Source organism: Hymenobacter perfusus, from assembly GCF_003944765.1.
GTDB classification, from domain to species: Bacteria; Bacteroidota; Bacteroidia; order Cytophagales; family Hymenobacteraceae; genus Hymenobacter; species Hymenobacter perfusus.
In genome coordinates, this window is sequence record NZ_RWIU01000004.1 from 230,131 (window position 1) to 256,113 (window position 25,983).

The following is a 25,983-nucleotide window of genomic DNA, read 5'->3' on the forward strand; positions in this document are numbered from 1 at the left end:
AGGCAAATCCAGTACCTTTCCAACGCCCCGACGGCACGTTTCCTGCCCTTATGAAATTGAATTTTTCCTCCCTGCTATTCTCCCTGTTACTGGGAGCCGGCGGCCTCCAGCCCCTCCGGGCACAGGTGCTGCCCACGGCTGCCGAAACCCGCTGCCTGCTGCTCCCCCTCAGCCCCGCCATCCGGCTGGCTCAGGCTGTCCGGGTTGTGGAAGGCGAAGTGCTGGATGCCACCAGCTTCCGGGGAATCAACGGCCGCATTTTCACCCGCCACCGGCTGCGGGTATTTAAGCAGCTGAAAGGTCCGGCTGCTACTGAGCTGACGGTTCTGACGGAAGGCGGTACGCTGGGGCTGGAACGGCAGGAACTGACCAATACGCTCCGTCTGGCGCCCGGTGAGCAGGGTCTTTTCTTTCTGGAGCCCGTGCGGTTTGCCGGCGTGGCCGTCGGCGCCGGATGGCAGGCCTACGGCAGTGAGCAGGGCTTCGTGCGGTATGAGTTGAGCACTGCCACGGCAACCGAGCCCTTTCGGCAGTATCGGCAGCTGGACGCGGCATTTTACCAGACCATCGGCGGGGCGGCTCCGCACCTGGTGCAGGCAAACCCGGCCCTGGACGTGGCCCTGCTGCGCCGGGCGCAACCACCGGTAGCTGCCAAGGGTCAGGCTCCCGTCATTACTACCCTGGCTCCGGCGAGTCTCACGGCCGGTACCAATGCCATCCTGACTATTGCCGGCTCGGGCTTTGGGGCCAGCCGAGGCGCGGGCAGCGTGGAGTTCCGCAATGCCGATGATGGCGGGGCTTCGTACACCAAAGTCAACGATGACGACTACATCAGCTGGACGGATACGCGGATTCAGGTGCGGGTGCCTTCCCTGAGCGCTAGCCGTAACCCTGCCGGTACTGGTAACGTGCGCGTTACCACGGCGGATCAGGTGCCAGCAGTGAGCCCCGGAATAGTGACTATCGTGTTTGCCGCTGCCAATGTGCTGGATACCAATACCGGGCAGCGGACCGTGCCCGGGCACCGCAATTTTGATGGGGCCGGTGGGGTTACGTTCCGGTTTGATGCGGGCTTTGCCAGCAACGCGCCTGCCTCGGCGGCATGGCAGCGGGCGTTGGCTACCTGGCGCTGCCAGACCGGTATCAACTGGAGCGTGGGCACTACCCGCACCAAAACCGGCGTGGCCGACGACGGGGAAAACTCCGTGGGCTTCGACAATGGGCCGGAGCTACCAACGGGCGTTTTGGGCCGTACCACCAGCTACTACCGGGGCTGCTACCTGGCTAGCGGCGCGGTGGTATTCTACGTGCAGGAAATAGACACCCAGTTCGATGATGCTACCAACTGGCAGTTCGGGCCGGGCAACCCCACGGCGGTACAGATTGATTTTGAGACGGTAGCAGTACACGAGTTGGGTCACGCGCAGCAACTCTCGCACCTGATTCTGCCCACGGCCGTAATGCACTATGCCATTGCCCGGGGGCAGCGCAGCCGTACGCTGGCCGCCGGCAGTGATATTGCCGGAGGGCGCTACGTATTACGTACCCGTAGCTTTCTGCCTGCCGCCTGTGGCCCGGCCCCGATGCTGCCCGCCCCGCTTACCGGGCAGCTGGCCACTTACGCGGCCGGAAGCGGCACCACCCTCCAATGGACCACCCGCGACGAATGCTACCTGAACGGTTTTGTGGTGGAGCGGGCCCCGGCCGATACTACGGCGGGCTGGCGGCAGGTAGCAGCCGTGGCGGCCGGCGCAACGTCCGGGCAGTACCGTTTCGTGGATGCCCAACCGCTGCCCGGCCTCAGCTACTACCGACTGCGCCTGCGCCGCCCCGATAATTCCCTGGATACGGCCATGCCCATCGGGGTAACCGATGATGCCTCCGCCCTGAACTCTCTACAGGTGTTTCCGAACCCTTACCAGACCGGCGAACCGCTGAATCTGCAGTACGTGGGCGGCTCTGCGGCCGGCAGTCTGGTAGTGCGTTTCTACGATGCTGTGGGCCGCTACCTGGCCGGCTCCCGCCTCGATTATCTGCCGGGCCTGAACCGGCTTCCGGTTACGCCGCCTTCGCTGTGCGCCGGCTACTACCTCATCCGCTGGACTGACACCAATGGCCGCAACGGCGTAGTACCGCTGGTGGTCAGTGAGTGAGGAGGCAACCCTTCCCAGGGCATCATACCCCCTGAGCAACAAAAAGCCCCTGACGTCCGTGTTGGCATCAGGGGCTTTCTGCTTATCTATTTGTTTGCTCTTCGAAAAGGAAGGATTAGCTGCGCTGCCCTTCGGGTGCTTCACCTATGCCTCGCACTGACAACCACTCACCGCGTCAGGAGCATGGCCCCGTAGGAGTAGCCGCCGCCGAATACGGTGACGATAATGTGGTTGCCGGGCTGCAGCAGCGGCCAGGTATCGGCCAGGGCAATGGCGGCGCCGGCGCAACCGGTGTTACCCAGCTCCTCGATGTTGGAAACGGCGCGCTCCTCGGGCAGGCCCAGCTGCTGCTGCACGTTTTTGGTGATGCGCAGGTTGGCCTGGTGCGGAATCAGGTACGTCACGTCGGCCACGGTCAGGTTGTTCTGCTCCAGTAGCTGCTGGGTGACGCGCGTCATATAGGTGCAGGCGTGGATGAACACGTCCTTACCGAAGGGCATCACAATCCCGCGCTCCACGGGTTTCAACGTTACGGCCTGGTCGGCCTTGCCGATATTGCCGGCCCCGCCCGTCCGGATGGCCTGAACGTGCAGGTCGGCCGGCGCCAGGCGCTCCTTGGATAGCAGCAGCACCGCCGCGCCGTCGCCCCACAGGTGCCCGGCCACCGTATCGAAGTCGTTGTTGTAGGCCGTGTTATGTTCGCTCACGACTACCAGCGCCCGTTGGGCCTTGCCCGTGGCGAAGTACCCTTCCACAATTTCCACCGCGTTCAGCAGCGAAGAGCAGGCCGAAGAAATGCTCACCACCGGAATGTCCGACACATTCAGCTCGCGCTGCACGGCGTGCGCCACGGTGTAAATGGTATCGTGCGGGGTGTAAGTGCCACCCACAATCAGGTCGATGTCGGCCGCCGGAAAAGCCGGGGCCTGCGCCAGGGCACGGCGGGTGGCTTCAAGGGCCATCGTATTCGTATTCTCGTCGGGCGCCGCTTTGCGACGAGTCCGGATGCCCGTCCGCTCCGTTATCCACTCATGCGAAAGGCCATTAAGGCGAGTGAAATGTTCGTTGGTAATGATTTCGGCGGGCAGATAAGCCGCCACCTGATGGATGTACACGGAGCGAAAAGGAGAATAAGGCGCGAAGCGGAAATGAGTCTGCAAGGTACGGGGTTCGAAACAAGTTGCCGGCTATTCCGGTCGGGGCCCGTACTTTGCACCGGTGCCGTTCGTTGAACACGGGCCCCAGGGCCGGGTTCAATGGCCTACTTACAACATTATGATGTTTTTTAATTCGCTTCGTGCGGGGTGGCTTCTGGCGGCCCTGCTGGGGGCCGGAGCCGTGCTGGCTCCGGCCGTACACGCCCAGAAATACCATACTGCCGCCGGTTTGCGGCTCGGCAAAAACAACTACGGCCTTACCGTACAGCAGAAAATCTTCGAGAAGACCACCCTTGAAGGCCTGGGACTGGTAGGCTCCCGCGAAGTAAGCGCCACGGCGCTGGCCGAGCGGCACTTCGGCATCCTGGGCCCCAGCCTCAACTATTACTTCGGGGCGGGCGGCCACCTGGGCCGCAACAAGGACACGGGCGGCTTTGGCGGCTTTGACGCGCTGGTGGGAGTGGAGTACAAGGTGGCCTTTGTTCCCATCGTACTCAGCCTCGACTTCAAGCCCACCGTGGAAATCAACTCCGACGACTGGGCCCGGTTTCCCACGGCCTTCTCCATCCGCTACGTTATCATAAAAGACAAATCGAGCATTTTCGATGGCGTATTCGGCGGTGATAAGAAGAAGAAGTCCAAGTCTAAATCCAAGGCGAAAAGCGGCAGCGGGCGTGGTCTGTTCGATTTCTAGCTTCAGCGGTTGCCTGCGCGGCTAAAGCCGCCACTGTTCGCCTCCCCAAAAACCTCCGGCCCGTAGTTCGTCAGCTACCGGCCGGAGGTTTTCGGCGTTCAGGGCGGAGGTGACCAGGAGTTGGACTGTGTGTAAGCGGATGCATAGTAGGTTGATTTTTAATATATAAAATATTTCAAGGCGTATAGGTATAATGAAATCGATCTTGTTTAATTAATGCAATTAAAAATAAATAATTTGCAATTATAGAAACTTCATCTATCTTTAGTAATAAGAATTGTATTGTCTTTATTACAAAAATTCCCCTAAAGATGAAAAAACACTCTACTTCCGTGAAGTGGCTTCGGCTGCTATGGCTTCTGGTAGTGGTCTGTTGGCCGGCCCTGATTTCGGTGCAGGCGCAGCCTACGGGTTGCACCGGTGCCAGCCCCGGTGGACAGCCTGCTGATAATGGACTATATGCGGAGTATTTCAGTGGCTATTTCGCCGATGATCCGGCTTTTTTTACCGATAACAGTCATCCGGCCAGCCTTATCCGCACGGAGGCGCAGGTGAACTTCGCCGCCAACAACAGCTTCGGCGACCTGCTGCCCATAGCGGGCGGCACTGCCCAGGACCCGGACCGGTTTAGCCTGCGCCTGCGCGGTAGTCTCCGTATCACTACGGCCGGCGACTATACCTTTTACCTGACTTCGGACGATGCCGCCTACCTCTGGCTGGATGACAATGCCCTGGCGTTGCCTGTGGACCTTTCCACTGCCCTTATTGATAACGGCGGCGGTCATTCCAGTCTTACCCGTTCGGTTACGGTAACGCTGCCGGCCGGCCGCCACAACGTGTTAATTCTGTACGGGGAAGACTGCTGCGACAATGTGCTGGTGTGGGAGTATGAAGGCCCCGGCATTGCCCGGCAGGTGGTGCCCGCCTCGGTACTGTGCACCTCGGTGGTGCCGCAGCCGTCCGCCCCGCAGGCTATTACCTACACCCCGGCTACCCGGGCTTTGCCTACCGGCACCTCGCGTAGCTCGGGCGTACCGGTGGTGCAGGATGGGGGCGCGGCCGTTACGGAGTTTGCCGTGACCAACGCGGGTGCGCTGCCGGCTGGTATCACCATTAACGCCACTACGGGGGTACTGACGGCGGCAGCTTCCGTGGCCCAAGGAACCTATAATGTGGATGTGGCCGTCAGCAACGCCAACGGCACCAGCTCCTTCCGGAACGCCTTCCGGTTTCTGGTCACGGCTCCGCTACCCGGCGGCTGTGGCGGCCCCGACCCTGCCAGCGAGCCAGCCTCAGCGGGCCTGTACGCCGAATATTTCAGCGGTTATTTTGCCGATGATCCGGGATTCTTTACCAGCCTCACGCCGGGACTGATCCGTACCGACCCCCAGGTGAACTTCGCCGCCAGTAACAGCTTCGGGAATCTGCTGCCCGTAGCCACCGGCACCACCCAGGACCCCGATGAGTTCAGCCTGCGTCTGCGCGGTAGCCTGTACCTGGCCACTACAGGTTCTTATACCTTTTACCTGACGGCCGATGACGCCGCTTACCTCTGGCTGGATAACAACGCGCTGGCACTGCCGGCCGCGCGGCCCGATGCGCTTATCGACAATGGGGGCTATCATCCGGCTACTACCGTGGCGGTTACGGTAACGCTGGGCGCGGGTCTGCACAATGTGTTGCTACTGTACGGTGATAATGGTCTGGGCAACAGCCTGGTGCTGGAGTACGAAAGTGCCGGCCTGGGCATCAGCCGGCAGGTGGTGCCCGGCACGCTGTTTTGCACCTCGGTGCAGCCGCTACTGCCGCCCCCGGCCGCCCTGGGCTATTCGCCCAAAAGTCTGCGGCTGGTAGTCGGTGCTTCGGCTACCTCTGCCGCTCCCACGGTTACGAGTGCCTCGGCCGTGGTAGAATACGCCATTGCCAACGCAGCCGACCTGCCGACGGGCATTACCATTAATGCTGCTACCGGTCAGGTAGCGGCCAATGCCACGGTGCCCGAAGACAGCTACCAGGTAGATGTGGCCGCGCGTAATGCCGGGGGCAGTGCCGTCTTTGCCCGCTCGCTGTCGGTGCAGGTGGTGCCGCCCGCGCCAGCCGGGTGCTCCGGGCTCGATGCGGGCGGCCGGCCGGCTTCGTCGGGGCTGTACGCCGAGTTTTTCCCGGGTTACTTCAACGATGATCCGGCCTTTTTTAACACCATAACCCCCGCCCAGGGGCGCAATGTGGAGGTGCTCGATTTCAGCAGCCCCGAAAGCTGGGGCGACCTGACCGGAGCCGCCAGCGGTACCCCCGAAGACCCAGATAGCTTCAGTGCCCGCTTCAAAGGCCGCATCCGGATAGCGGTGGCCGGTACCTACACCTTCTACCTGACCGCCGACGACGGGGCGTTTCTGTGGCTGGATAATGCCGCCCTGGCCTCAACCCCGGTCATTGCTCAGGCACTCATTCAGAATGGCGGCCAGCACCCCGAAACCACCGAGCAGGCCAGCATCTACCTCAGTGCCGGTCTGCACGATATTTTGGTGCTATACGGCGAAAATGCGGCTTTCAACAGCCTGAAGCTGGAATATGCCAGTACTCAGGCCGGCGTGGCCCGGCAGCTCACCCCCACGGCCGGTTTGTGCTCCTCCAGCTCCAATGCGCCACTGCCCGTAACGCTGGTCCGGTTTGGGGCCCAGCCGCAGGATGCTGATGTGGTCCTCAGCTGGGAAACGGCTCAGGAGCTGAACAGTGCGTCGTTTGAGGTAGAACGCTCCGCCAACGGACAGGTATTTGAGGGGCTTGGCCAGATAGCCGCTGCCGGTACTACTTCCAGGCCCCAGCGCTACTCCTTTACTGACCGCGCTCCGTTGTCGGGCATCAACTATTACCGTCTGCGTCAGTTGGATCTGGATGGCACGGCCCACCTTTCCGGCGTGGTGGCGGTGCAGTGGGGCGGGACTGTGGTGACGCAGCTACGGCTGTTCCCGAACCCCAGTCCCAACGGTGAGGTGACAGTGGCGCTGACCCAGTCTACCCCCGAAGCCACCACCGTAGAAGTCTTGGATCTGCGCGGGGCCGTGGTACACCGCCAACTGGTGCCGGCCGCCAACCACCCCCAGGAAGTGCTCCTGAAGCTGCGGAAGCTGCCCGTGGGCATCTATCTCCTGCGCCTGATAACTCCCTCGAACGTTACCACCCGCCGACTGATGCTGGAGTAGCTGAGCGGGCCTCTGAAACGCAAAAGGCTCCAACGACGTGCCGTTGGAGCCTTTTTGCGTCAGGGTTTAACCGATGTATGCCTTACTCGCGGTGGACGCGGCCGCTGCCTACCACCGAGCTTTTTACCTGCGGATTGCCCGTCACGTACACCTCGCCCGAGCCCACAATGCTGGCCTCCAGCAACTGCGTGGCCTGCACCCGACAGTCGCCGGAGCCGCTGATGCTCACGCTGCAGGTTTTGCTTTGCAGCTTCGCCGCCTGCACGCCGCCCGAGCCGCTCACGCTGATGGCCTGTTCCGGAGCCACCCCCGCCGCCTGAATCGTGCCCGAGCCTGAGAGGGAAGAGCTGATTTTATCAGCCGTGACGCTGGTGAGCTGAATGCCGCCCGAGCCACTGACGGCCAGGTCCAGGTTGGCCGCTTTAATGGTGTCGGCGGCCTTGATGGTGCCGGAACCGCCCACCGACAGGCCCTTGATAACGGGCATGGTTACGTATACCGTCACGTTGCCTTTCATATTATACCAACTCATGCCGCTTTGCTTTTTGGTATTGATGCGCAGCTTGTTGTTGGTCACAATGGTTTCGAGGTGGGCCAGGTCCTCCGCGTCGCCCTGCACTTCTACTTTCTGCGGGCTGCCCTGGCGCAGCACCACTTTCATGGAACCACCCAGGCCTACCGAGGTAAAAGCGCCAACGGTGCGGGTTTCTCGGGTATCCGCCGTGCGGAAAGCGGATAATAGTACAAGGGCTAGGAACAGGCCGGGCAGCAGGAAACGGAAGGCTTTCATAAGGCAGTAGCGTTGAAGAGTGGAACGGTTGCCCGGACAGATGCGGGTGGCGAGGCAACCGTTGCCTGGGTCCCGAAAATAGCCGGGGCCTAGGCCGGGCCGGGGCGTAGCGAGGCGGGCATGGCTTCAGGCCCGGCCCGCATCAGATACCCTTGCCCCCAGCTCACCAGCGCGGCTATCATGGGTTGCACCCGCTGGCCTTGCTCGGTGAGCGAGTATTCCACTTTGGGCGGCACCTGCTGGTACACCACCCGTTGCACAATGCCATCCAGCTCCAACTCCCGCAATTCCTGAATCAGCATCTTCTCGGTGATTTCCGGGAGTAGGCGCCGTAGTTCCCCGTAGCGCCGGGCACCTCCGAACAGGGTGCTCAAAACCAGTAGCTTCCATTTGCCGCCCAGCACATTAAGCGTCGTGCGTACGGGGCAGAAATCAAACGGGCCAAGCGCCAGGTTGGCGTGCCAGTCCGATTCGGCCACTTGTTGTTTGGTGAGTTTGCCCATATTTATTCTGGCTGATATTCAGCAATTCTGTGAAAAAGGTAAGCACCCTACTTTATGGTAGGTACTTGCTAAAAGGAAAGGTAAGTGATTTTCTTTGTGAAGCATGAAGCGTGGGGATAGTCCGCCGTGCTTCAGAACCCAACTTCTTACCAGACACGCATATGGCAAAGCATTTTGTAATCACCGGTGCTACCGGCAACATTGGTACGGCCCTCGTGCATGAGTTGCTCGGGCAGGGGCATAAGGTAACGGCCGTGGCCCGGGCCAGTGCCCGCCTTGATGCGCTGGCCCAGGCCGGCGCCACAACCCGGCCCGGCAACCTGCACGATGTGGCCTTCCTGACGGAAGTCCTGCGCGGGGCCGATGCCGCTTTCCTGATGATTCCGCCCAACCCCACCGCTCCCGACGTGCTGGCGCACATGCAGCAGGTAGGGCAGGCCATGACCGAGGCCGTGCGCGCGGCCGGGCTGGCGCAGGCGGTGCATCTGAGCAGCATTGGGGCCGATTTGCCGGCCGGGACCGGGCCGGTGGTTGGGCTCTATCACCAGGAGGCCCGGCTGAATGCCGTGGAGGGGCTGGCCGTGGCGCATCTGCGGCCGGCGTATTTCATGGAAAACCTGCTGGCCAATGTGGGCCTGATTCAGCACATGGGCAGCATGGGTTCCGGAATGAGCCCCGATCTGGCGTTCCCCATGGTTGCTACCCGGGACATTGCCGCCAAAGCCGCCGGGCTGCTGCAACATGGCTTCGAGGCGGGCTCGGTACACTACATTCTGGGGCCGCAGAATTACAGCATGCAGGATGCGGCCCGGGCCATCGGGGCTGCCATTGGCCGGCCGGAGCTGCCCTACGTGCAGTTTCCGTATGCCGATGCCAAGCAGGGCATGATCGGGGCCGGCCTCTCCGAAAGCATGGCCAGCCTCTATGACGAAATGACGCGCAACATGAACGAGGAAAAAGTAATGGTACACGAGTCCCGCACCGCCGAAAGTAGCTCGTCTACCACCATGAGCGAGTTTGCCGGCGCGGTATTTGCCCCGGCGTTTCAGGGTGCCGCCGGCCGGCCGGTATAAGGCTGACCGGCGCCGCACAAAAAACAACGCCCGCCGGATTTTCGGCGGGCGTTGTTTTTTGTGCAGTTTTGGGCTCCCGGTTTCGGTTCCGTCCGGGCACCTGTTGTTCCTTTGCTTATCCGGCCATGCATCCCCACGAAGAGCTTCTGCACCGCTTCTACCAGGCCTTTCAGCGCCGCGACCACGCCGGCATGGCCGCGTGCTACCACCCCGAGGCCACCTTCGAAGACGCAGCCTTCCAGCTGAAAGGAGCCGAAATTGGGCAGATGTGGCGCATGCTTTGCGAGCGGGGCCGCGACCTGCGCCTGGCCTACAACGACGTAGCGGCCGACGAGCATGTCGGCCGCGCCACCTGGGATGCCCGCTACACCTTCTCGCAAACCCGCCGCAAGGTGCACAACCACATTCAGGCCCATTTCACCTTCCAGGACGGCCTCATCCGCACCCACCGCGACGAGTTCAGCTTCTGGCGCTGGTCGCGGCAGGCGCTGGGGCCGGTGGGCTGGCTGCTGGGTTGGTCGGCCTTCTTGCAAAACAAGGTGCGCGCTACCGCCCGGCAAGGTCTGGAGCAGTTCATGGCCCGCCCGAAACAGTAGCTGGGTAGCAGTACTCGCATAAAAAGAACTTCACCAACAGAACGTCATTCCGAGCTTGCCGAGGAATCTCGCGTGCTGACGTTGCTAAGCTGACCGGCATGCTTCATCGGGCGTCCGCTTGTTGAAGCATCTCTACCGCTTCGTTGAATTACTACCACAACAAAGCGGTAGAGATGCTTCGGCTTCGCTCAGTATGACGTTCTGTATGTTTCTGTGTGTTGACAAGCAAAAAAGGCTTTCTGCACTGCGCAGAAAGCCTTTTTTGCTTCGTTTCTGAAAAGTCAGCCTACCAGATTTTTACCCGGGCCGAATCAGCCAGGTAAAGTTTCTGGCCGGGCTTTACGTTGAAGGCTTCGTAGAACTCCGGCACGTCGGCGAAGGGGCCGTTGATGCGGAACTGGGCCGGCGAGTGCACATCGGTGAGGATAGCCTGGGCCAGTCGCTCGTCGCGCTGGTGGGTTTGCCAGCCCAGCGCATAGCCCAGGAAGTAGCGTTGGGTGGGCGTGAGGCCGCCAATTTTCTCGCCCTTTTTGTACTGCTCGGTCTTCTTGAAGGCATCCAAAGCAATGACGATGCCGCCCAGGTCGGCAATGTTTTCGCCGGCCGTGGCCTTGCCGTTGATGTGCAGCGAATCGAGGATGGTGTAGCCGTTGAACTGGCGCACGATGCCGTTGACGCGCTGCTGGAAGGCGGCCCGATCCTTTTTGCTCCACCAGTTGCGCAGGTTGCCTTTCTCATCAAATTGGCTGCCCTCATCATCGAAGCCGTGGGTCAGCTCGTGGCCGATGGTGCTGGCCCCGGCATAGCCGTAGATAACGGCATCGTCGGCGTTGGCGTCAATCAGGCCGGGAATGGCGAAAATAGCGGCCGGCAGCACAATTTCGTTGTTGCTGGGGTTGTAGTAGGCGTTATAGGTCTGGGGCGTCATGCCCCACTCGGTACGGTCCACAGGTTTGCCCAGCTTGCTCAGGTTGTAGCGGTAGGCCCATTCGTTGGCGCGCATCACGTTGGCGGCGTAGGAGCTGCGGTCCACTTTCAGGGATGAATAGTCCTTCCACTTATCGGGGTAGCCTACTTTGCGGGTGATTTTGGTGAGCTTCACCAGGGCCTTTTGCTTGGTGGAGTCGCTCATCCAGTCCAGCTTCTGAATATGCTCGCGGAAGGAAGCTACCACGTTTTCGGTGAGGTCCTCGTAGCGCTTCTTGGTGGCGGGAGTGAAGTATTCCTGCACGAACAGCTGGCCCAGGGCCTCGCCCATGGCGTTTTCCTCGGCATCGAGTACGCGCTTCCAGCGGGGGCGCTGCTGCTTGGCGCCCTGCAGCACGGTGCCGTAGAAGCGGAAGTTCTCGTTGTCGAAGTCCTGGCTGAGCTTGCCGGCAAAGGCGTGTACCAGCTGCCACTGCAGGTAGGCTTTCCAGTCGGCCAGGGGCGCGGTGGTGAGCAGGCGGCCGGCTTCGCGGTAGAACTCGGGCTGCCCCACAATCACCGTATCTACCTTGGCAAGCTGCATCTGGGCCAGCCAGGGCTTCCAGCTGAGGCCGGGTGTGAGCTTATCCAGGCCCGAAACGGCCATTTTGTTGTAGTTGGCGTACGGGTCGCGCAGGGCTTCGAGCTTGCGCGAGGAAGCGGCCAGCTTGGTTTCCAGCTGCACCACGCGTTGGGCGCTGGCCTGGGACATAGCCGCATCCTGGCCCAGCAGCCCGAACATGGTGGCAAGGTGCTTATCGTACTCCTGCCGGATGTTTTTGGTGCGGGCGTCCTTGTTGAAGTAATAGTCGCGGTTGGGTAAACCCAGGCCCGACTGCCACAGCTGCAAGGCCATTTTGTCGCTGTTTTTGGCGTCCTGGCCCACGTAGTAGCCAATGAGGGCATTCACGCCCAGCGGCTGCAGACGGGCAATGGCGGCCTGCACATCGGCCACCGACTGCATGGCGGCAATGCGGTCCAGCTCCTGCTTCAGGGGCGCTACGCCCTGCTGGTTAATGGTGGCGCTGTCCATGCCCGTGGCCCAGAAGTCGCCGATTTTCTGCTGCACCGAGCCAGCGGCGGCGCTGGTTTTGGCGGCGTCTTCGTTGAGCTTGCGCAGGCGGGCGTACACCTCGTTCTGCACCTCCTTGCCGATGCCCCAGTTGCTTTCCGACGCCGGAATAGGATGCTGCTTGAACCAGGCCCCGTTGGCGTAGTTGTAAAAATCGTCGCCGGGGCGCACGGTGGTGTCTAGGTTGGCCTGGATGAGGTCGGGGCCGGTGGCCTGGGACTTGCCGCCGGGCTGGCAGGCCGTGAATACGAGGCCCAGCAGCGGGGCCGCCAGCAGCCAGGGCCGCAGGGGAGGGGAGAAAATCATAGAAAACGACAGGTAAGGGAGGACGAATGTAGCGCGAATGAGTTGTTTCGCGTAGCGGCAAGGACGCCGCCCTCTTTCCGGTCGTTGCCTGCCCATGAAACTCCCGCATCTGCTGCTGCTCAACCTGGCCGTGGCCGCTTACCTCACCGGCCTCATCTGGACGGTGCAGCTGGTGCATTACCCCGGTTTCGCCTACGTGGCCCCCGAGAAATTCGGGGCGTTTCATGAGCACCACACCCGCACCATGAGCTGGGTAGTGTTGGCCCCGATGGTGCTGGAGCTGGGCCTGGCCGGCTGGCTGGCCGGGGCGGCCCCGGAGCTGGGCGCGGCCCGCTGGGGGCAGCTGGCGCTGGTGCTGCTCATCTGGGCCGTGACGTTTCTGATTTCGGTGCCGTTTCACAACCGCCTCGGCACCCACGGCTACGATTACGTGGCCATCGACGGGCTGGTGCGCACTAACTGGCTCCGCACCGTGGCCTGGACCATCCGGAGCGGCCTGCTGGGCTGGCTGCTGTGGAAAGTTTTGTAGCGGAAAGCCTTTGCTTGGCGTATCGTTGCAAAGTGGTTCGGCGTGGGCGTTCCAGAACTGAAGCCCTGGGCTAGTAGTCAGCGAAACAGCCAACGAACCATAGCGCCTCTCCGTTTCCCAGGGCTAAAGCCCTGGGAAACGGAGAGGCGCCACAACTACCAACCATATACCGAGACGCGAAGCAAAGGCTTCGCGCTGCAATCTGCCCCACAATGCTTCCCGCCGCCGCCGACTTCCTGCCCGAACTTCAGTTTCAAACCAGCCGCAGCAGCGGACCGGGCGGCCAGAACGTGAACAAGGTGGAAAGCCGGGTGGAGCTACGCTTCCGCCTCCTCGATTCCCAGCTGCTCACCGACGAACAGAAAGAGACGCTGCTTCAGAAATTGGCCTCCAGGCTCACCGCCGAAAGTGAATTGCTGGTGGTAGCCCAGGAAGACCGGAGCCAGCTGCGCAACAAGGAAACGGCCCTGCGCAAATTCCACGAGCTGCTCAGCAAAGCCCTCTACAAGCCCAAAGCCCGCAAAGCCACCAAGCCCAGCAAAGGCGCCGTGCGCCAGCGCCTGGAATCCAAAAAGAAGCACGGCGACAAGAAAACCAACCGTGGCCGGGTGGATTATTAGGGACTCCCAACTCACCTTCGGCCCATATCTTTAGGTAATGAAAAGTGCGGCTACAGTCTTTGTGATATTGCTGGTGTGGCTACTGGTTATTACTGGCTACCTCGGCGCTTTTATCCTGTGGTTACCAATGCTGACGTTTGTACTGGGCTCGGCATTTGTCATTGTATTTCTTACGGTGTGGGTAATGCTACCGTATTGGATATACCAGCAGATTATCAAGCTGGCAGATCTGCCGTTGGGGCCGCTGCGTACCGGCCTGAACTGGTGGCTGGCCGGTACATATTATCTGATGCCGATGGTGACGGGCCTACTGGTGCTGCTGAAGGGCTTCACCTACTTTCTTGATCCAACAAGCCTGTTTCCTTATTTCGTGGTCTGGGTAGTGGCAATGCTGGTTGCGCTGGTTCCCGGCTACATTGGTTTCCGGCGCTGGTATAAGCAGCAAGTGCCCGAGTAGCCGCTGAAAACAGCGGCCGCCTCAGATCCAGCCCTTGCGCTTGAACCACACATAAATCCCCACCGAAATAACCACCATCGATATGATGGAAAGCGGGTAGCCGAATTTCCAGGTCAGTTCCGGCATGTGGCTGAAGTTCATGCCATAGATGCCGGCAATGAAGGTGAGCGGCAGGAAAAACGCTGAAAACACGGTGAGTACGCGCATGGCCTCGTTGGTACGCTGTGACGAGAGCGAGAGGTAGAGGTTCATGAGGTTGGTGGCGCCGCCGTCGAGCTGCTGGTACATGGTTTCTACCTTCACCTGCAAATCCTGGGTATCTTGGAGCAGCGTGTCGTCGGTGTTGGTGGGGGCCAGCTGCCGGCGCAGCATCGTGAGGATATCGCGCGTGAGCAGCAGGAGCTGCTTGGCCGCCGAGGCTTTGCGCTTCAGGAAGTATAAGCCCTGCAAGGCGTTGGGTACTTCCTGCTTCAGAAATATCTCCGCCTCGTAATCGTCCAGTTCCCGCGTCAGCCGCAGGGCCGGCTGCATGTAGCTGTTGAGGGCGTAACGGACCAGATGAAACGCCACTTCGGCGGGAGTGCTGCACGCGTCGCTGGGGCCGCCAGCCACGCGTTGCAGCTCGTTCAGTACCGGGTGCGGCAGCCGGTGTACCGTAATCAGGTAGTCGGCGGCGTAGAACACGGCAATCTTGGTGCTGAGCTCCTGAATGGTGTCGGCCTCGTTGGTTTTGGGCGGATTGAACACCCGCAGAATCACGAAGCTCAGCCCGTGGGTAGCCTCAAACTTGGGCAGGTGGGTGGGTTCCAGACAGTCGCGCACCAGCGAGTCGGGCAGGTCGTATTGCGCGGCCACGGCCTGCAACTCGGCCACGGTGGGGCTGGTGATATCCAGCCAGGCAAATGAGGATTCCTGGCGGGTGAGAAGTTGTTCGGTCATTGCGTGGGGCTGTTGGCCGTCCTTCTACGCTTAGGAGCGGCGAACAGCCAACCGCCACACCTCTTACAGCAGTGTGCCGCGCAGCACGAAGGTGGCCACCGAGAAGTAGATGATCAGGCCGGTAACGTCCACCAGCGTGGCTACGAACGGGGCCGAGGACGTGGCCGGATCAAGCCCCAGACGGCGCAGCAGCATGGGCAGCATAGCCCCCGACAGCGCCCCCCACAGCACAATGCCCAGCAGCGAGAAGCCCACCGTCACGGCAATCAGCTGCCAGTACGGGCCGAAGTAGCCGGGGTCGATGTAGTTGGCCCACAGTACAATGCGCAGTGCGCCCACCACACCCAGGATGCCGCCCAGCGCGAGGCCCGACAGCAGCTCCCGCCGCATCACCAGCCACCAGTCCGATAACGAAAACTCGCCCAGGCTCATGGCCCGGATGATGAGCGAAGTGGCCTGGGAGCCCGCGTTGCCACCGGCCGAGATGATGAGCGGAATGAACAGCCCCAACACGGCCGCCTTCTGCAAGTCATCCTCGAAGTGGTGCATGGCCGAGGTGGTGAGCATTTCCCCAATGAGCAGAATCACCAGCCAGCCGGCCCGCTTCTGCACCATTTTCCAGATAGGCGTATCGAGATATGGCGCATCCAGGGCCTCCGAGCCGCCCAGCTTCTGGATGTCCTCGGTGTCTTCTTCTTCCCGGATGCTGAGGATATCATCAATGGTCACGATGCCGAACAGCACGCCTTCGTCGTTTACCACGGGCAGAGCCACCCGGTCGTTGCGGCGGAACACCTCAATGGCCTCCTCCTGGTCCTGCATGGCGGTAAGCTGCACGTAGCGGCGGTCCATCAGCTCGCTCACATGCTTCTGCGGATCGGAAAGTAGGAATTCCCGGATGCGGATATCGTCAATGAGGATACCCCGCTCATCGGTCACGTAGAGCACGCTCAGGGTTTCCGACTGCCCGCCGTGCCGCCGAATGTAGTCGAGCACCTGCTGCACCGTCCAGCTTTCCCGGATGGCAATGTAGTCGGGCGTCATCAGGCGGCCCACTGAGTACTCGGGGTAGCCCAGCAGCTCCAGCGTCACCTTGCGCTCCGGCTCCGACAGCGTCTGGATCAGCTCCCGCACCAGCTCGTCGGGCAGAAACTCCAGCAGCGCCGTCCGGTCATCGGGCGACATTTCGTTGAGGATATCCGAAATCTTATCCTGCGAGAGGTTGGCCAGAAAGTGTTTCTGAATGTCGAGGTCGAGGTACTCGAACACTTCCGTGGCCAGCCGGAGCGGCAGCAGCCGGAAGATGATGAGCTGTTCCCGCTCTTCTTCCTGTTCCAGCAGCTCCACTACTTCGTTCGGCTCAAACGACTTGAGCGCCTCCTTGAGTTTGAAAAACTCGCCCTCCTGAATCAGGGACGTGATGTGGTCGGTAGTCGGGTGCTGATTCATGAACGGCAGGAAGGGGTGTTTTTCGCTAGGCAAACAGGACTTGGTGAGGCGGTAAAAACCGGCGCGCAAAAGTAGGCTTTTCGGGGGCGGTTTCCGTGCCTCTACGTTAACTTTCTGGCGGGTTCAGGCCCATGTACGGGGAACTCAACGGTACGGGCGCGGCCACCACCGGATTTCTGCGCCCGTAACAGCCGGGTGGCCGCTTGAGGTAGCCAGATTTCTTGGCAGCTTGCACCTACCGCGTACATTTGGTCTGCACTCCCCCTCGATGTCTATGCCCCAGCCACCTATTGTCCCGCCCCTCGGTACCCTCGTCGCCCTTGGTGGCGGCGACGATGATGCCATGCTGGCCCTGCTCTGCGACATGCTGCCGAAGGCCGGCCTGCCGGTTGAAATCATCACCGTGGCCTCCCGCGACGATACCCGCTCGGCCCGGGCCTACGAGCGGGCTTTGCGCGAGCTGGGCTGTACCGGGGCCCGGCACCTGCGCATCAGTGAGCACCATCCCGCCGATGCGCCCGATACGTTGCGTCGTCTGCGTCGGGCCGGCCTCGTGTTCTTCTCCGGCGGCGACCAGGAGCGCATCACCGATTTTTTGCAGGGTACGGAATTCCTGCGGGTGCTGCACGAGCGGTATCAGCAGGAGGCAGACTTTATCATTGCCGGGACCAGTGCCGGGGCCGCCGTCATGCCCGAATACATGGTGGTGGAAGGCTACGGCTGGCGGGCCCTGCGCAAGGGCGGCATGCTCACCAGCACCGGTCTGGGCCTGCTGCCCCAGCTGCTTATTGATCAGCATTTTGTGGAACGTGGCCGTTTCGGGCGGCTGGCCCACGCGCTGCTGGCGCATCCCATGTGCCTGGGCGTGGGGCTGGCCGAGGAAACCGGCCTCATCATCCGGCAGGGCCGCTACGCCGAGGTGTTTGGTGATGGAGTGGTAATGGTGGTAGATGGCCGCTACCTGCACGGCAGCAACCTGGGCCGCATCGGAAGGGGCGAGCCGGTGAGCGGGCAGGGTTTCCGGGTGCATCTGCTGGTGGCTGGCCAGCTGCTGGACCTGCACTCCCGCGAAGCAGGCCCCCGGGTGGAGATGTAGCGCCGGGCCCGGAACAGGCCCGGCCGGATTGCGGTAACCTGAGGAAGTACTCACAAACTGCGAAAATCACCCCACAGAAACTTGTTCGGCGTGCCGACTAAATCATTGTCTTTTTCCCTACATTTAGGGCCTAAACCCCCAAAATTCTCACTCATCTTTTCTCCGGTATGAATCTAAAATCTCTACTCCTCGCGGGAGGTGCGCTGCTCTCAGGCTCGGCGGCCTGGGCGGGTGGCTACCAGGTAACGCTGGCCGGGATAAAAAACAACGGCATGGGTGGCGTAGGCGTAGGCCTGTCGCTGGACCAGGCGGCCATGTTCTACAACCCCGGTGCTTTGGCCATGGTAAAGGAGCGCGGCGTGCAGATTGGTGCTAATCTGACGCTGGCGCGCAACGCGTTTGTAGCGGAAGGCGGTAGCCAGCAGCGGCAGCTGCGGAATACGGTAACCACCCCATTCAGCCTGTACGCGGGCTTCGGCCCTTCGGAAGGTAAATTCCGGGCAGGTATTGCGGTGTATACACCCTTTGGCAGCAAGCTGCAGTACGCCGACGGCTGGGAAGGCCGGACGTCCCTCACCGACATCGACCTGAAATCCATCTTTGTACAGCCCACCGTCAGCTACGCCATTACCGATCAGCTGAGCGTGGGTGCCGGCCTGGTAGTGCTGGCCTACGGCGCGGTAAACCTGCAGCGTGATGTTCCGTTGCCTGATTCCTACGGCCACATTGAATTGGATGGCAAGGCCGAAACGAAGATGGGCTTCAACGCCGGTATCTTCTTCAAGCCTTCCGATAAGCTGTCGGTAGGTATCAACTACCGCTCGAAAATTGATGCTGTAGTAAAAGATGGCGACGTAACGTTTACCGGCATTCCGGCTTCGTTCAGCTCCCGCTTCCAGGCCACCAAATTCGGCGCTACGCTGCCGCTGGTGGCCACTACCAGCATCGGTATCGGCATTATGCCCAACGAAAAGCTGACGATTGGCTTCGACGCCAACTTGGCCCAATGGAGCAAGTACCGCGTACTGCGCTTTGATTTCGATCAGCAGATCAACGGCTCTACTTCCAGCGAATCGAAGCGCTTTTACCAGGATGCTCTCACGTTCCGCCTGGGTGGTCAGTACAAACTCACCGAGGGCCTGACGGTGCGCGCCGGTGGCGTGTATGACGAAACGCCGGTGAAAGACGGCTACGTAACGCCCGAAACCCCGGATAATGACCGCATCAGCGGTACGCTGGGCGCTTCGTACGCCTTCGGTAAGTTCAGCGTGGACCTGTCGGGCCAGTTCGTGAGCATCAAAAAGCGCACAGAAACTCAGGCCGACCTGCTCAACAACGGCACCACGGACCGCATTGCCGGTACCTACAAAACCAACATCGTGATTCCGGGCATCGGCCTGAACTACGCTTTCTAACCGCGACTCGCTTTCTGACTCATGAATACTTACCTGTTTCGCAAGGTTACGCCCCTGGTGGCGCTGCTGGGCCTGGGCCTCACGGCCTGCCAGCCCGATATAGAAGACGACTTCCGGGCGGATAAAGGCTCCGCTGATTTCTCCCGTTACATTGCCGTTGGTAACTCCCTCACGGCCGGTTTCTCTGATGGCGGCCTGTATCTGGAAGGCCAGCAGAACTCGTACCCCAGCATTCTGGCGCAGCAGTTCTCGCTGGCCGGTGGTGGTGAGTTCAACCAGCCGCTGTTCACGGAAGCCCAGAGCAATGGCTCGGGTTACCTGCGCCTGACGGGCTTTACGGCCGCCGGGACGCCCATCACGGCCAACGTGACAACTAACCTAGCAGTGCGCAGCGCTACCCCGCTGCTGTACACCCGCTACGATGGCCGCGTAGATAACCTGGGCGTGCCCGGTATTCGCCTAAGCGATATCCAGACGCCAGGGTACGGCAGCACTCAGGGTAATCCTTACTTTGAGCGCATCACGCCTACCAGCACGCCCACGCAAAGCTATTTTCAGCGCGTGAAGGCGGAGGCAGCTACGGCTACGTTCTTCTCGAACTGGCTGGGTAACAACGACGTGCTGGGCTATGCTACAGCTGGCGGAGCTGCTAACACCATCACGAACGTGGATACCTTCCGCCTCAAAAACAACCGTATCATTAACGTGCTGACAGCTAGCGGGTCGAAAGGAGTAGTGGCAACTATTCCGGATGTGACCAACGTGCCGTTCTTCACTACGGTAGGGCCTACATTCCGTGCTACACTCGCGGCCGCCAGCGTACCCGGTATCGTGGTGCAAACAGGTTCGGCTTTCGGCGGACCTACTTCCACTAACCGCAAGCAGGTAGCCACTACCGATATTCGTGATGCCAGTGGTAGCGGCCGCCAGCTGTTCACCCTGCTTTCCTCGCCCTTCCTAGGGTTGCTGAATCAGCGTACTGGCCGCGCCTGGCGCTACGTGTACGCCCAGAGCGGCCAGCCAGCAGCTGGTTTCTCCCTCTTCCTGACGGCCTACGGTATTGATACCACGGCCACCTTCGGTACCAGCGCCGGCAACCCCATTCCCAGCCTATTTGTGCTAGATGATGTGGAGCAGGGCTTGGTACGTACGGCTACCACTAGCTTCAACTCCTCCATTGTGGCCAAAGCCAACGAGAAAGGACTGGCTATTTTCGATGCTAATGCCTTCTTCTCGCGCGTTGCTACTTCCGGCATCGTGACCAACGGGGTGAACAACACGGCTGCTTTCATTGCTGGTAACCTGTTCTCACTGGACGGCGTGCATCCTACGCCCCGCGGCTACGCCGTAGTGGCCAACGAGATGATCCGGGCTATCAATGCGAAGTATGGTGCCAAGGTACCTACCGTCAATGCCAACGACTACCGCGGAGTACGTTTCCCGCAGTAAGCTCTCGATAGTAAACCACAAAAAAGCGCCTCTCCTGTTTGCAGGAGAGGCGCTTTTTTGTGGCGGTATGAGCAGCAGTAAAGTTCAGGAAAGCTGCACCTGCTGCAATACCTCAGGCAGGGCAGGCGCGGCCTCGCCAGCCAGGCGGGCGGCAATGAGCTGGGCGTGGTAGCGGCCGTTTTCGATAAACCAGCGGCTGGTGTTGAGGCCGCCGCACACGGTGCCGGCGAGGTAGAGGCCGGGGCGGTTGGTTTCCAGCGTATCGGCGTTGTGAGTGGGCGTCTGGGCGGCGTCGGCTTCACAGGTGATGCCCAGGGTGGCTAGGAACCGGAAGTCGGGGTGGTAGCCAGTGAGGGCATACACGTGCTGGGCCGGCAGGGTGCGCGGACCGTCGGGCGTGTTCAGCTCCACAGTGGTAGCAGTAATGCGGGCCACGGTGGTGTTGAACAAACAGCCGATTCGGCCCTCCTTGATGCGGTTCACCAGGTCGGGCCGGATCCAGTACTTCACCGACTCGCTGATTTCCGGGCCGCGCACCACCAGCGTGGGGCGGGCACCGGCACGCAGCAGCTGCAAAGCGGCTTTGGCTGAGGAGTTTTTGGCCCCGATAATCACCACGTCCTGGTCGGCGTGGGCGTAGGGCTCCTTGTAGTAGTGCGTGACGTGGGGGAGGTCTTCGCCGGGCACGCGCAGTAGGTTGGGCACGTCGTAGAAGCCGGTGGCCACCACCACGAAGCGCGCCCTGATGCGGCCCTTTTCAGTTACGACAGTAAAGTTGCCCTGCTCGCCTTCGAGGCCGTTTACCCGCTCGTAGAGGCGCAAGGTGAGCTTTTCAGTCTGGGCTACGCGGCGGTAGTAGTCGAGGGCATCTTCGCGCAAAGGCTTGTAGTGCAGCGTGGTCATAGGGTGTCCCCCGATTTCGAGCAGCTCGGGCGTGGAGAAGAACTCCATATTGGTGGGGTAGCCGATGATGGAATTCACCAGCGCGCCCTTGTCGAGCACGCACACCGAGAGGCCGCGCCGCTGCACTTCCAGCCCGCAGGCCAGCCCTACGGGGCCGGCCCCAATCACCACTACATCAAAAGAAACGTCGGTTGTCATACGCTGTACTACCAAATCGGGGGCCAAGGGTTTTCGCCGGGCTTTGGAGCGTTGGGCATAAGGGGCCTATTTGCGACGTTTCAGATACGTCAGGGCCCCCGTGCTCCAGAGCGCCACGCCGATAAGCACGGGCTGGAAAAACAGCCGGGCCAGGCGCTTGTCGTCGGTGTCGAGGCCGAAGGCGGAGAGGTGGTGGGTGTACTGGTGGATGTTGCCGGGGAAAACGGCTGCGTAGAAAGCCGCCAGCCCGAGGCCCATTTCCACCCGGCGCTTCTTCCATAGCAGTAGCGCCAGCCCCAGCCCAATTTCCACCACGCCCGAGGCCAGCACGGTCGTATCCTTGCTCAGCGGCACGAAATCGGGAACCTGGGCCTGAAACTCCTGACGCTGAAAGGTGAGGTGGCCGGTGCCGGCCACTACCATAAAGGTGCCCATGAGGCCGCGGGCCACGTTTTGCAGGGTAGTGGTGTGAGGTTGAGGAAGCATAGGAGGCTGCGTTAGAGTGAGCGTGTAGGCTGGCTATACGGCCACCCAGCCGGCGCGGATATGTGCGCCGGATTTCGCCCGCCGCCGCCCATACTTTTCTCTATATGGCTGAGTACTCTGTTGCGTCCCAGCGTACGAACGGCGCGCCCGGGGCGCCTCACCCCCCGGCCCCCTCTCCGGAAAAGGAGAGGGGGAGCCTGATATTGGGTGGAGTTAGTTGCCTACCAGGCGTGCAGCAGTCGGCGCAGCAGAATGATTTCGCCGGTGTGGTAGGCGGCATGGTCGCCCAGCAGCATGGCTTCGCGCAGGATGGTCTGGCCGTCGCCGTGCGGAATGGGGGCCAGCAGGTCGGTGTCGGGCGCGTGCAGCAGGTCAATGAACCGCTGCTGGTCGGCCCGGATCTGGTCAAGCGTCCGGTGCCAGTTGGCTTCGTCGGCGGTGGCGGTTGTGGCGGGCCAGTAGCCGGTAGGCCAGTCCGGCGAAACGTGCGCGGCGCCGAGCGAAAATTCCACAATATCCCACTGGGCAATGCGCACGTGCTCTGCCAGCTGCCAGATGGTGTACGGCGCTTCCGGCACGTGCTGGTTCCACTGCGCGGGCGTGAGGTCGGTGCAGGCATCGACGAACGTAACGTGCGCGTTGGCCTGGGTCAGCAGGCTGATCAGCTCCGCGACTATTCCGTTTTTCGTGGTGTGGTCCATGGGGTTGTGTAAAGATTCAGCTCATTGACCGGATTGGTATACGAAGTAGAGACGCAATATTTTGCGTCTCGTCGTTGCTGATGTTGCGCAGTTCTGGCGCGATGCCAACCGTTCAACATCAGCAACGACGAGACTCCAACTATTGCGTCTCTACTTTGGTCCGCAAGCCTAAGAAACGATACTGTTTTAGTGCGCCTGCAGCCAGTTCTGGCCGGTGCCGACTTCTACTTCCAGCGGCACGCCGTGGGGCAGGAGCAGGGCGGTGGCCATCAGCTCCTTGATTTTGGGCGTGATGTAGGCCACTTCCTCCTGCACCGCATCAAACACCAGTTCGTCGTGCACCTGCAGAATCATCTTGGTGCCGAGCTTTTCCTGACGCAGCCACTCGTGGATGTTGATCATGGCCTTCTTGATGATGTCGGCGGCGGTGCCCTGAATGGGGGCGTTGATGGCGTTGCGCTCGGTGTAGCCGCGCAGGGTGGCGTTGCGCGAGTTGATGTCGCGCAGGTAGCGGCGGCGGCCCAGCAGGGTGGTGGCATATTCCAGCTCCCGGGCCTTGTTGATGCTGTCGTCCATGAACTGCTTCACCGACGAAAACTCCTCGAAATACGTATCGATAATCTCCGTGGCTTCCTTGCGCGAAATGCCGATGCGCTGGGCTAGCCCGAAGGCCGAAATGCCGTAGATGATGCCGAAATTGACGGTTTTGGCCTTGCGGCGCATCTCGCTGTCCACCTCATTCAGCGGCACTTTAAACACCTTGCTGGCCGTGCTGGTGTGAATGTCGAGGCCTTGGCGGAAGGCTTCAATCATCGTTTTATCCCCCGAAAAATCAGCCATGATGCGCAGCTCCACCTGCGAGTAGTCGGCCGCCAGCAGCAGGTGGCCGGCGTCGCGGGGCACGAAGGCCTTGCGGATTTCGCGGCCCTTCTCGGTGCGGATGGGAATGTTCTGGAGGTTGGGGTTGGTACTACTGAGGCGGCCGGTGGCCGTTACGGCCTGGTTGAAGCTGGTGTGTACGCGGCCGTCCAGCTCGCAGACCAGCTGGGGCAGGGCCTCCACATAAGTGCTGCGCAGCTTACTGAGCTGGCGATACTCCAGAATGAGGGCGGCAATGGGGTTGTCGGCCGCCAGCTGGCTCAGGATTTCCTCGCCGGTGGCGTACTGGCCGGTCTTGGTCTTCTTGATTTTGCCCTTGCCGATGTCCATTTTATCGAACAGCACCTCGCCCAGCTGCTTCGGCGAGCCAATGTTGAACTCCTGGCCGGCTTCCGTGAAAATCTGCTTCTCCAGGTCCACGATGTAGCCTTGCAGCTCGGCCGAGTACTCGCCCATGGCCGAGGAGTCGATTTTCACGCCCTCGTACTCGATATCGGCCAGCACCGGCACCAGCGGGTTTTCCACCTCGTTGAGCAAATCCAGCAACCCCACTTCCTTGAGCAGGGGCTCAAACACGTGCTTGAGTTGCAGCGTCACGTCGGCGTCTTCGCAGGCGTAGTCCGACACCTCGGCCGGGGGCAGGTCGGCCATGGTTTTCTGGTTTTTGCCTTTCGGGCCGATGAGCGCCGTGATGGGCACGGGCGTGTAGTGCAGGTAGGTTTCGGCCAGCACGTCCATGCCGTGGCGCATATCGGGCTCCAGCAGGTAGTGGGCCAGCATGGTATCGAACAGCGGCCCGCTGATGGCGACGTTGTAATGCTTGAGGATGGTGAGGTCGTACTTGATGTTCTGGCCGATTTTGAGGATGTGCACAGCCTCAAAAAACGGCTGAAATTCATCCACAAGAGCCTGGGCGGCGGCGTGGTCGTCGTGCGGTACGGGCACATAGTAGGCCTCGCCGGGCAGCCAGCAGAAGCTCAGGCCCACCAGCCGGGCCGTCATGGTATCGAGGCCGGTGGTTTCGGTGTCGAAGCTGACCTCGGTTTGTTGGAGCAGGAATTCCAGCAAAGATGCCCGCAGCTCCGGCGTGTCCATCAGGTGGTACTGGTGCGGTACGTCCTGCAGCGTACGGCGTGGGCCGGCTGGCGCGCCAAACTCGCCCGTTTCGCCTTCTTCCGCGCCAATGGCCACGGCGGCATCCGACGACGAGCCGAACAAACTGCCCTGGCCTTCGGCGGTTTTGGGGCGGCGCGCCCCGCGCCCAACTGGCGCGGCACTCACGCCGGCGGGACTGCCGCCGCCCAGTACGCGGGCGGCCAGCTGGCGGAACTCCAGCTCGTCGAACAGCTGGCGCAGGGCCTCGGCATCGGGCTGATCCAGCACCAGCTTGTCGGCCTCAAACTCAATGGGCACGTCGAGGTGGATGGTGGCCAGCTCCTTGCTCATGAGGCCCTGCTCGGCGAAGTTGCGCACGTTTTCCTGCTGCTTGCCCTTGAGCTGGTCGACGTTGGCAATCAGGTTTTCCACCGAGCCGTACTTCTGGATCAGCGTTTTGGCCGTTTTCTCGCCGATGCCCGGAATGCCCGGGATATTGTCGGAAGCGTCGCCCTGCAGGCCCAGAATGTCAATCACCTGCTCGGGCCGCTCAATCTCGAAGCGCTGCAGCACGTGGGCCACGTCCAGGATTTCGGCGGCGTTGCCCATGAAGGCCGGCCGGTAGATCTTCACGCAGTCCGTCACCAGCTGGCAGTAGTCCTTATCGGGCGTCATCATGTATACTTCCCCAAAGCCCTGGGCCTCGGCCCGGCGGGCCAGCGTGCCAATCACGTCGTCGGCCTCGAAGCCTTCCACCATCAGAATGGGAATGTGGAATGCCTTGATGATCTGCTTGATATACGGAATGGCTAGGCCGATATCTTCGGGCATGGCCTGGCGCTGGGCCTTGTACTCGGCGTACTGCTCGTGGCGGAACGTCTTCTTGGCCGCGTCAAACGCCACGCCGATGTGGGTGGGCTTTTCCTTCTGCAGCACTTCCACCAGCGTGTTGGTGAAGCCCAGGATGGCCCCGGTGTTCAGGCCCTTGGAGTTCACGCGCGGGTTCTTGCTGAACGCAAAGTGGGCGCGGTAAATCAGGGCAAAAGCGTCGAGCAGGAAAAGCTTGTGGGGCTGGGCAGCGGGGGCGTCGGGAGTCATAGGGGCGAAGGTACGGAAGGGGAGAAGCGCGGGCACGGGTTACAGCCGCCGCGTCACACAAAAAGCTAACAAACCAAAAGGAGAAGTAGCAGTTATACTACCCCAGATAGCCGACCGGAGTTACGGACACGGTGCGGGAGCCACCAAAAGACGTAA

At 61.2% G+C, this 25,983-nt stretch carries 21 protein-coding genes; 11 read left to right on the top strand and 10 right to left on the bottom strand.

Going from position 1 to position 25,983, the window contains the following annotated elements:
* Nucleotides 1-50: 50 nt before the first annotated feature.
* Nucleotides 51-2,153, top strand: coding sequence for a matrixin family metalloprotease (locus tag EI293_RS13315; RefSeq protein ID WP_170170368.1), 2,103 nt, complete (start codon nucleotides 51-53; stop codon nucleotides 2,151-2,153).
* Between the two features lie 167 nt (nucleotides 2,154-2,320).
* Here the strand turns inward: EI293_RS13315 and EI293_RS13320 are convergent, their stop codons facing one another.
* Nucleotides 2,321-3,268: a 3-oxoacyl-ACP synthase III family protein gene (locus EI293_RS13320; RefSeq protein ID WP_125439078.1), complete on the bottom strand. Its 948-nt coding sequence runs from the start codon at nucleotides 3,266-3,268 to the stop codon at nucleotides 2,321-2,323.
* A gap of 160 nt (nucleotides 3,269-3,428) precedes the next feature.
* On the opposite strand from EI293_RS13320, the gene EI293_RS13325 reads away from it, so the two are divergent.
* Complete coding sequence (locus tag EI293_RS13325) at nucleotides 3,429-4,004, top strand: hypothetical protein (protein WP_211339586.1); 576 nt, start codon at nucleotides 3,429-3,431, stop codon at nucleotides 4,002-4,004.
* Between the two features lie 311 nt (nucleotides 4,005-4,315).
* On the top strand, nucleotides 4,316-7,207 hold the full coding sequence (locus tag EI293_RS13330) for a PA14 domain-containing protein (RefSeq protein ID WP_125438633.1): 2,892 nt from the start codon (nucleotides 4,316-4,318) through the stop codon (nucleotides 7,205-7,207).
* An 82-nt stretch (nucleotides 7,208-7,289) separates the two neighbouring features.
* Here EI293_RS13330 and EI293_RS13335 read toward each other — a convergent pair whose 3' ends face one another.
* Both EI293_RS13335 and EI293_RS13340 read right to left on the bottom strand, forming a co-directional pair.
* The gene (locus EI293_RS13335) at nucleotides 7,290-7,997 is read right to left on the bottom strand and encodes a head GIN domain-containing protein (RefSeq protein WP_125438635.1); all 708 of its coding nucleotides are present in this window, start codon (nucleotides 7,995-7,997) and stop codon (nucleotides 7,290-7,292) included.
* An 89-nt stretch (nucleotides 7,998-8,086) separates the two neighbouring features.
* Nucleotides 8,087-8,500 carry a winged helix-turn-helix transcriptional regulator gene (locus EI293_RS13340; protein ID WP_125438637.1) on the bottom strand — a complete coding sequence of 138 codons (414 nt, stop codon included), beginning with the start codon at nucleotides 8,498-8,500 and terminating at the stop codon, nucleotides 8,087-8,089.
* A gap of 161 nt (nucleotides 8,501-8,661) precedes the next feature.
* Here EI293_RS13340 and EI293_RS13345 point away from each other — a divergent pair, with 161 nt between their 5' ends.
* Complete coding sequence (locus EI293_RS13345) at nucleotides 8,662-9,573, top strand: NmrA family NAD(P)-binding protein (protein WP_125438639.1); 912 nt, start codon at nucleotides 8,662-8,664, stop codon at nucleotides 9,571-9,573.
* 125 nt (nucleotides 9,574-9,698) lie between these two features.
* Nucleotides 9,699-10,169 (top strand): nuclear transport factor 2 family protein, encoded by a 471-nt coding sequence (locus tag EI293_RS13350; RefSeq protein WP_125438641.1) that lies wholly within the window; start codon nucleotides 9,699-9,701, stop codon nucleotides 10,167-10,169.
* A gap of 286 nt (nucleotides 10,170-10,455) precedes the next feature.
* Here the strand turns inward: EI293_RS13350 and EI293_RS13355 are convergent, their stop codons facing one another.
* Nucleotides 10,456-12,513, bottom strand: a complete 2,058-nt coding sequence (locus EI293_RS13355; protein ID WP_125438643.1) for a M13 family metallopeptidase — start codon at nucleotides 12,511-12,513, stop codon at nucleotides 10,456-10,458.
* 94 nt (nucleotides 12,514-12,607) lie between these two features.
* Between EI293_RS13355 and EI293_RS13360 the strand changes: the two genes are divergently transcribed.
* From EI293_RS13360 to EI293_RS13370, 3 genes are all read left to right on the top strand, one after another.
* A complete protein-coding gene (locus tag EI293_RS13360) occupies nucleotides 12,608-13,042 on the top strand; it encodes a hypothetical protein (protein ID WP_125438645.1) in 435 nt (144 codons plus the stop codon).
* 212 nt (nucleotides 13,043-13,254) lie between these two features.
* Complete coding sequence (gene arfB / locus EI293_RS13365) at nucleotides 13,255-13,662, top strand: alternative ribosome rescue aminoacyl-tRNA hydrolase ArfB (RefSeq protein ID WP_125438647.1); 408 nt, start codon at nucleotides 13,255-13,257, stop codon at nucleotides 13,660-13,662.
* Nucleotides 13,663-13,789: 127 nt separating this feature from the next.
* Nucleotides 13,790-14,119, top strand: a complete 330-nt coding sequence (locus EI293_RS13370) for a hypothetical protein (protein WP_125438649.1) — start codon at nucleotides 13,790-13,792, stop codon at nucleotides 14,117-14,119.
* 21 nt (nucleotides 14,120-14,140) lie between these two features.
* Here EI293_RS13370 and EI293_RS13375 read toward each other — a convergent pair whose 3' ends face one another.
* Both EI293_RS13375 and mgtE read right to left on the bottom strand, forming a co-directional pair.
* Nucleotides 14,141-15,058, bottom strand: a complete 918-nt coding sequence (locus tag EI293_RS13375; protein WP_125438651.1) for a magnesium transporter CorA family protein — start codon at nucleotides 15,056-15,058, stop codon at nucleotides 14,141-14,143.
* A gap of 63 nt (nucleotides 15,059-15,121) precedes the next feature.
* Complete coding sequence (mgtE, locus tag EI293_RS13380; RefSeq protein ID WP_125438653.1) at nucleotides 15,122-16,507, bottom strand: magnesium transporter; 1,386 nt, start codon at nucleotides 16,505-16,507, stop codon at nucleotides 15,122-15,124.
* Nucleotides 16,508-16,781: 274 nt separating this feature from the next.
* On the opposite strand from mgtE, the gene EI293_RS13385 reads away from it, so the two are divergent.
* From EI293_RS13385 to EI293_RS13395, 3 genes are all read left to right on the top strand, one after another.
* Nucleotides 16,782-17,603, top strand: coding sequence for a cyanophycinase (locus EI293_RS13385; RefSeq protein WP_170170369.1), 822 nt, complete (start codon nucleotides 16,782-16,784; stop codon nucleotides 17,601-17,603).
* Between the two features lie 167 nt (nucleotides 17,604-17,770).
* Nucleotides 17,771-19,018, top strand: coding sequence for an OmpP1/FadL family transporter (locus EI293_RS13390; protein ID WP_125438656.1), 1,248 nt, complete (start codon nucleotides 17,771-17,773; stop codon nucleotides 19,016-19,018).
* A gap of 21 nt (nucleotides 19,019-19,039) precedes the next feature.
* Nucleotides 19,040-20,467 carry a G-D-S-L family lipolytic protein gene (locus EI293_RS13395; RefSeq protein ID WP_125438658.1) on the top strand — a complete coding sequence of 476 codons (1,428 nt, stop codon included), beginning with the start codon at nucleotides 19,040-19,042 and terminating at the stop codon, nucleotides 20,465-20,467.
* Nucleotides 20,468-20,551: 84 nt separating this feature from the next.
* Here EI293_RS13395 and EI293_RS13400 read toward each other — a convergent pair whose 3' ends face one another.
* The 4 genes from EI293_RS13400 to polA all read right to left on the bottom strand — a co-directional run bounded on the left by EI293_RS13400 (nucleotide 20,552) and on the right by polA (nucleotide 25,827).
* Entirely contained in the window at nucleotides 20,552-21,568 is a 1,017-nt protein-coding gene (locus EI293_RS13400) for a YpdA family putative bacillithiol disulfide reductase (protein WP_125438660.1), read from the bottom strand.
* Between the two features lie 66 nt (nucleotides 21,569-21,634).
* The gene (locus tag EI293_RS13405) at nucleotides 21,635-22,054 is read right to left on the bottom strand and encodes a DoxX family protein (RefSeq protein WP_125438662.1); all 420 of its coding nucleotides are present in this window, start codon (nucleotides 22,052-22,054) and stop codon (nucleotides 21,635-21,637) included.
* Nucleotides 22,055-22,275: 221 nt separating this feature from the next.
* Complete coding sequence (locus tag EI293_RS13410) at nucleotides 22,276-22,755, bottom strand: DinB family protein (RefSeq protein ID WP_125438664.1); 480 nt, start codon at nucleotides 22,753-22,755, stop codon at nucleotides 22,276-22,278.
* Nucleotides 22,756-22,941: 186 nt separating this feature from the next.
* Nucleotides 22,942-25,827 carry a DNA polymerase I gene (polA, locus tag EI293_RS13415; protein ID WP_125438666.1) on the bottom strand — a complete coding sequence of 962 codons (2,886 nt, stop codon included), beginning with the start codon at nucleotides 25,825-25,827 and terminating at the stop codon, nucleotides 22,942-22,944.
* Nucleotides 25,828-25,983 lie beyond the last annotated feature (156 nt).

Excerpts from the sequence above, each read along its gene's own strand:
- EI293_RS13325 (WP_211339586.1), top strand. The coding sequence starts at position 3,429 with ATGATGTTTTTTAATTCGCTTCGTGCGGGGTGGCTTCTGGCGGCCCTG.
- EI293_RS13330 (WP_125438633.1), top strand. The coding sequence starts at position 4,316 with ATGAAAAAACACTCTACTTCCGTGAAGTGGCTTCGGCTGCTATGGCTT.
- mgtE (WP_125438653.1), bottom strand. The coding sequence starts at position 16,507 with ATGAATCAGCACCCGACTACCGACCACATCACGTCCCTGATTCAGGAG.
- EI293_RS13315 (WP_170170368.1), top strand. The coding sequence starts at position 51 with ATGAAATTGAATTTTTCCTCCCTGCTATTCTCCCTGTTACTGGGAGCC.
- EI293_RS13390 (WP_125438656.1), top strand. The coding sequence starts at position 17,771 with ATGAATCTAAAATCTCTACTCCTCGCGGGAGGTGCGCTGCTCTCAGGC.
- EI293_RS13360 (WP_125438645.1), top strand. The coding sequence starts at position 12,608 with ATGAAACTCCCGCATCTGCTGCTGCTCAACCTGGCCGTGGCCGCTTAC.
- arfB (WP_125438647.1), top strand. The coding sequence starts at position 13,255 with ATGCTTCCCGCCGCCGCCGACTTCCTGCCCGAACTTCAGTTTCAAACC.
- EI293_RS13395 (WP_125438658.1), top strand. The coding sequence starts at position 19,040 with ATGAATACTTACCTGTTTCGCAAGGTTACGCCCCTGGTGGCGCTGCTG.
- EI293_RS13385 (WP_170170369.1), top strand. The coding sequence starts at position 16,782 with ATGCCCCAGCCACCTATTGTCCCGCCCCTCGGTACCCTCGTCGCCCTT.
- EI293_RS13345 (WP_125438639.1), top strand. The coding sequence starts at position 8,662 with ATGGCAAAGCATTTTGTAATCACCGGTGCTACCGGCAACATTGGTACG.
- EI293_RS13335 (WP_125438635.1), bottom strand. The coding sequence starts at position 7,997 with ATGAAAGCCTTCCGTTTCCTGCTGCCCGGCCTGTTCCTAGCCCTTGTA.
- EI293_RS13375 (WP_125438651.1), bottom strand. The coding sequence starts at position 15,058 with ATGACCGAACAACTTCTCACCCGCCAGGAATCCTCATTTGCCTGGCTG.
- EI293_RS13355 (WP_125438643.1), bottom strand. The coding sequence starts at position 12,513 with ATGATTTTCTCCCCTCCCCTGCGGCCCTGGCTGCTGGCGGCCCCGCTG.
- EI293_RS13400 (WP_125438660.1), bottom strand. The coding sequence starts at position 21,568 with ATGACAACCGACGTTTCTTTTGATGTAGTGGTGATTGGGGCCGGCCCC.
- EI293_RS13350 (WP_125438641.1), top strand. The coding sequence starts at position 9,699 with ATGCATCCCCACGAAGAGCTTCTGCACCGCTTCTACCAGGCCTTTCAG.
- EI293_RS13410 (WP_125438664.1), bottom strand. The coding sequence starts at position 22,755 with ATGGACCACACCACGAAAAACGGAATAGTCGCGGAGCTGATCAGCCTG.
- EI293_RS13370 (WP_125438649.1), top strand. The coding sequence starts at position 13,790 with ATGCTGACGTTTGTACTGGGCTCGGCATTTGTCATTGTATTTCTTACG.
- polA (WP_125438666.1), bottom strand. The coding sequence starts at position 25,827 with ATGACTCCCGACGCCCCCGCTGCCCAGCCCCACAAGCTTTTCCTGCTC.
- EI293_RS13405 (WP_125438662.1), bottom strand. The coding sequence starts at position 22,054 with ATGCTTCCTCAACCTCACACCACTACCCTGCAAAACGTGGCCCGCGGC.
- EI293_RS13340 (WP_125438637.1), bottom strand. The coding sequence starts at position 8,500 with ATGGGCAAACTCACCAAACAACAAGTGGCCGAATCGGACTGGCACGCC.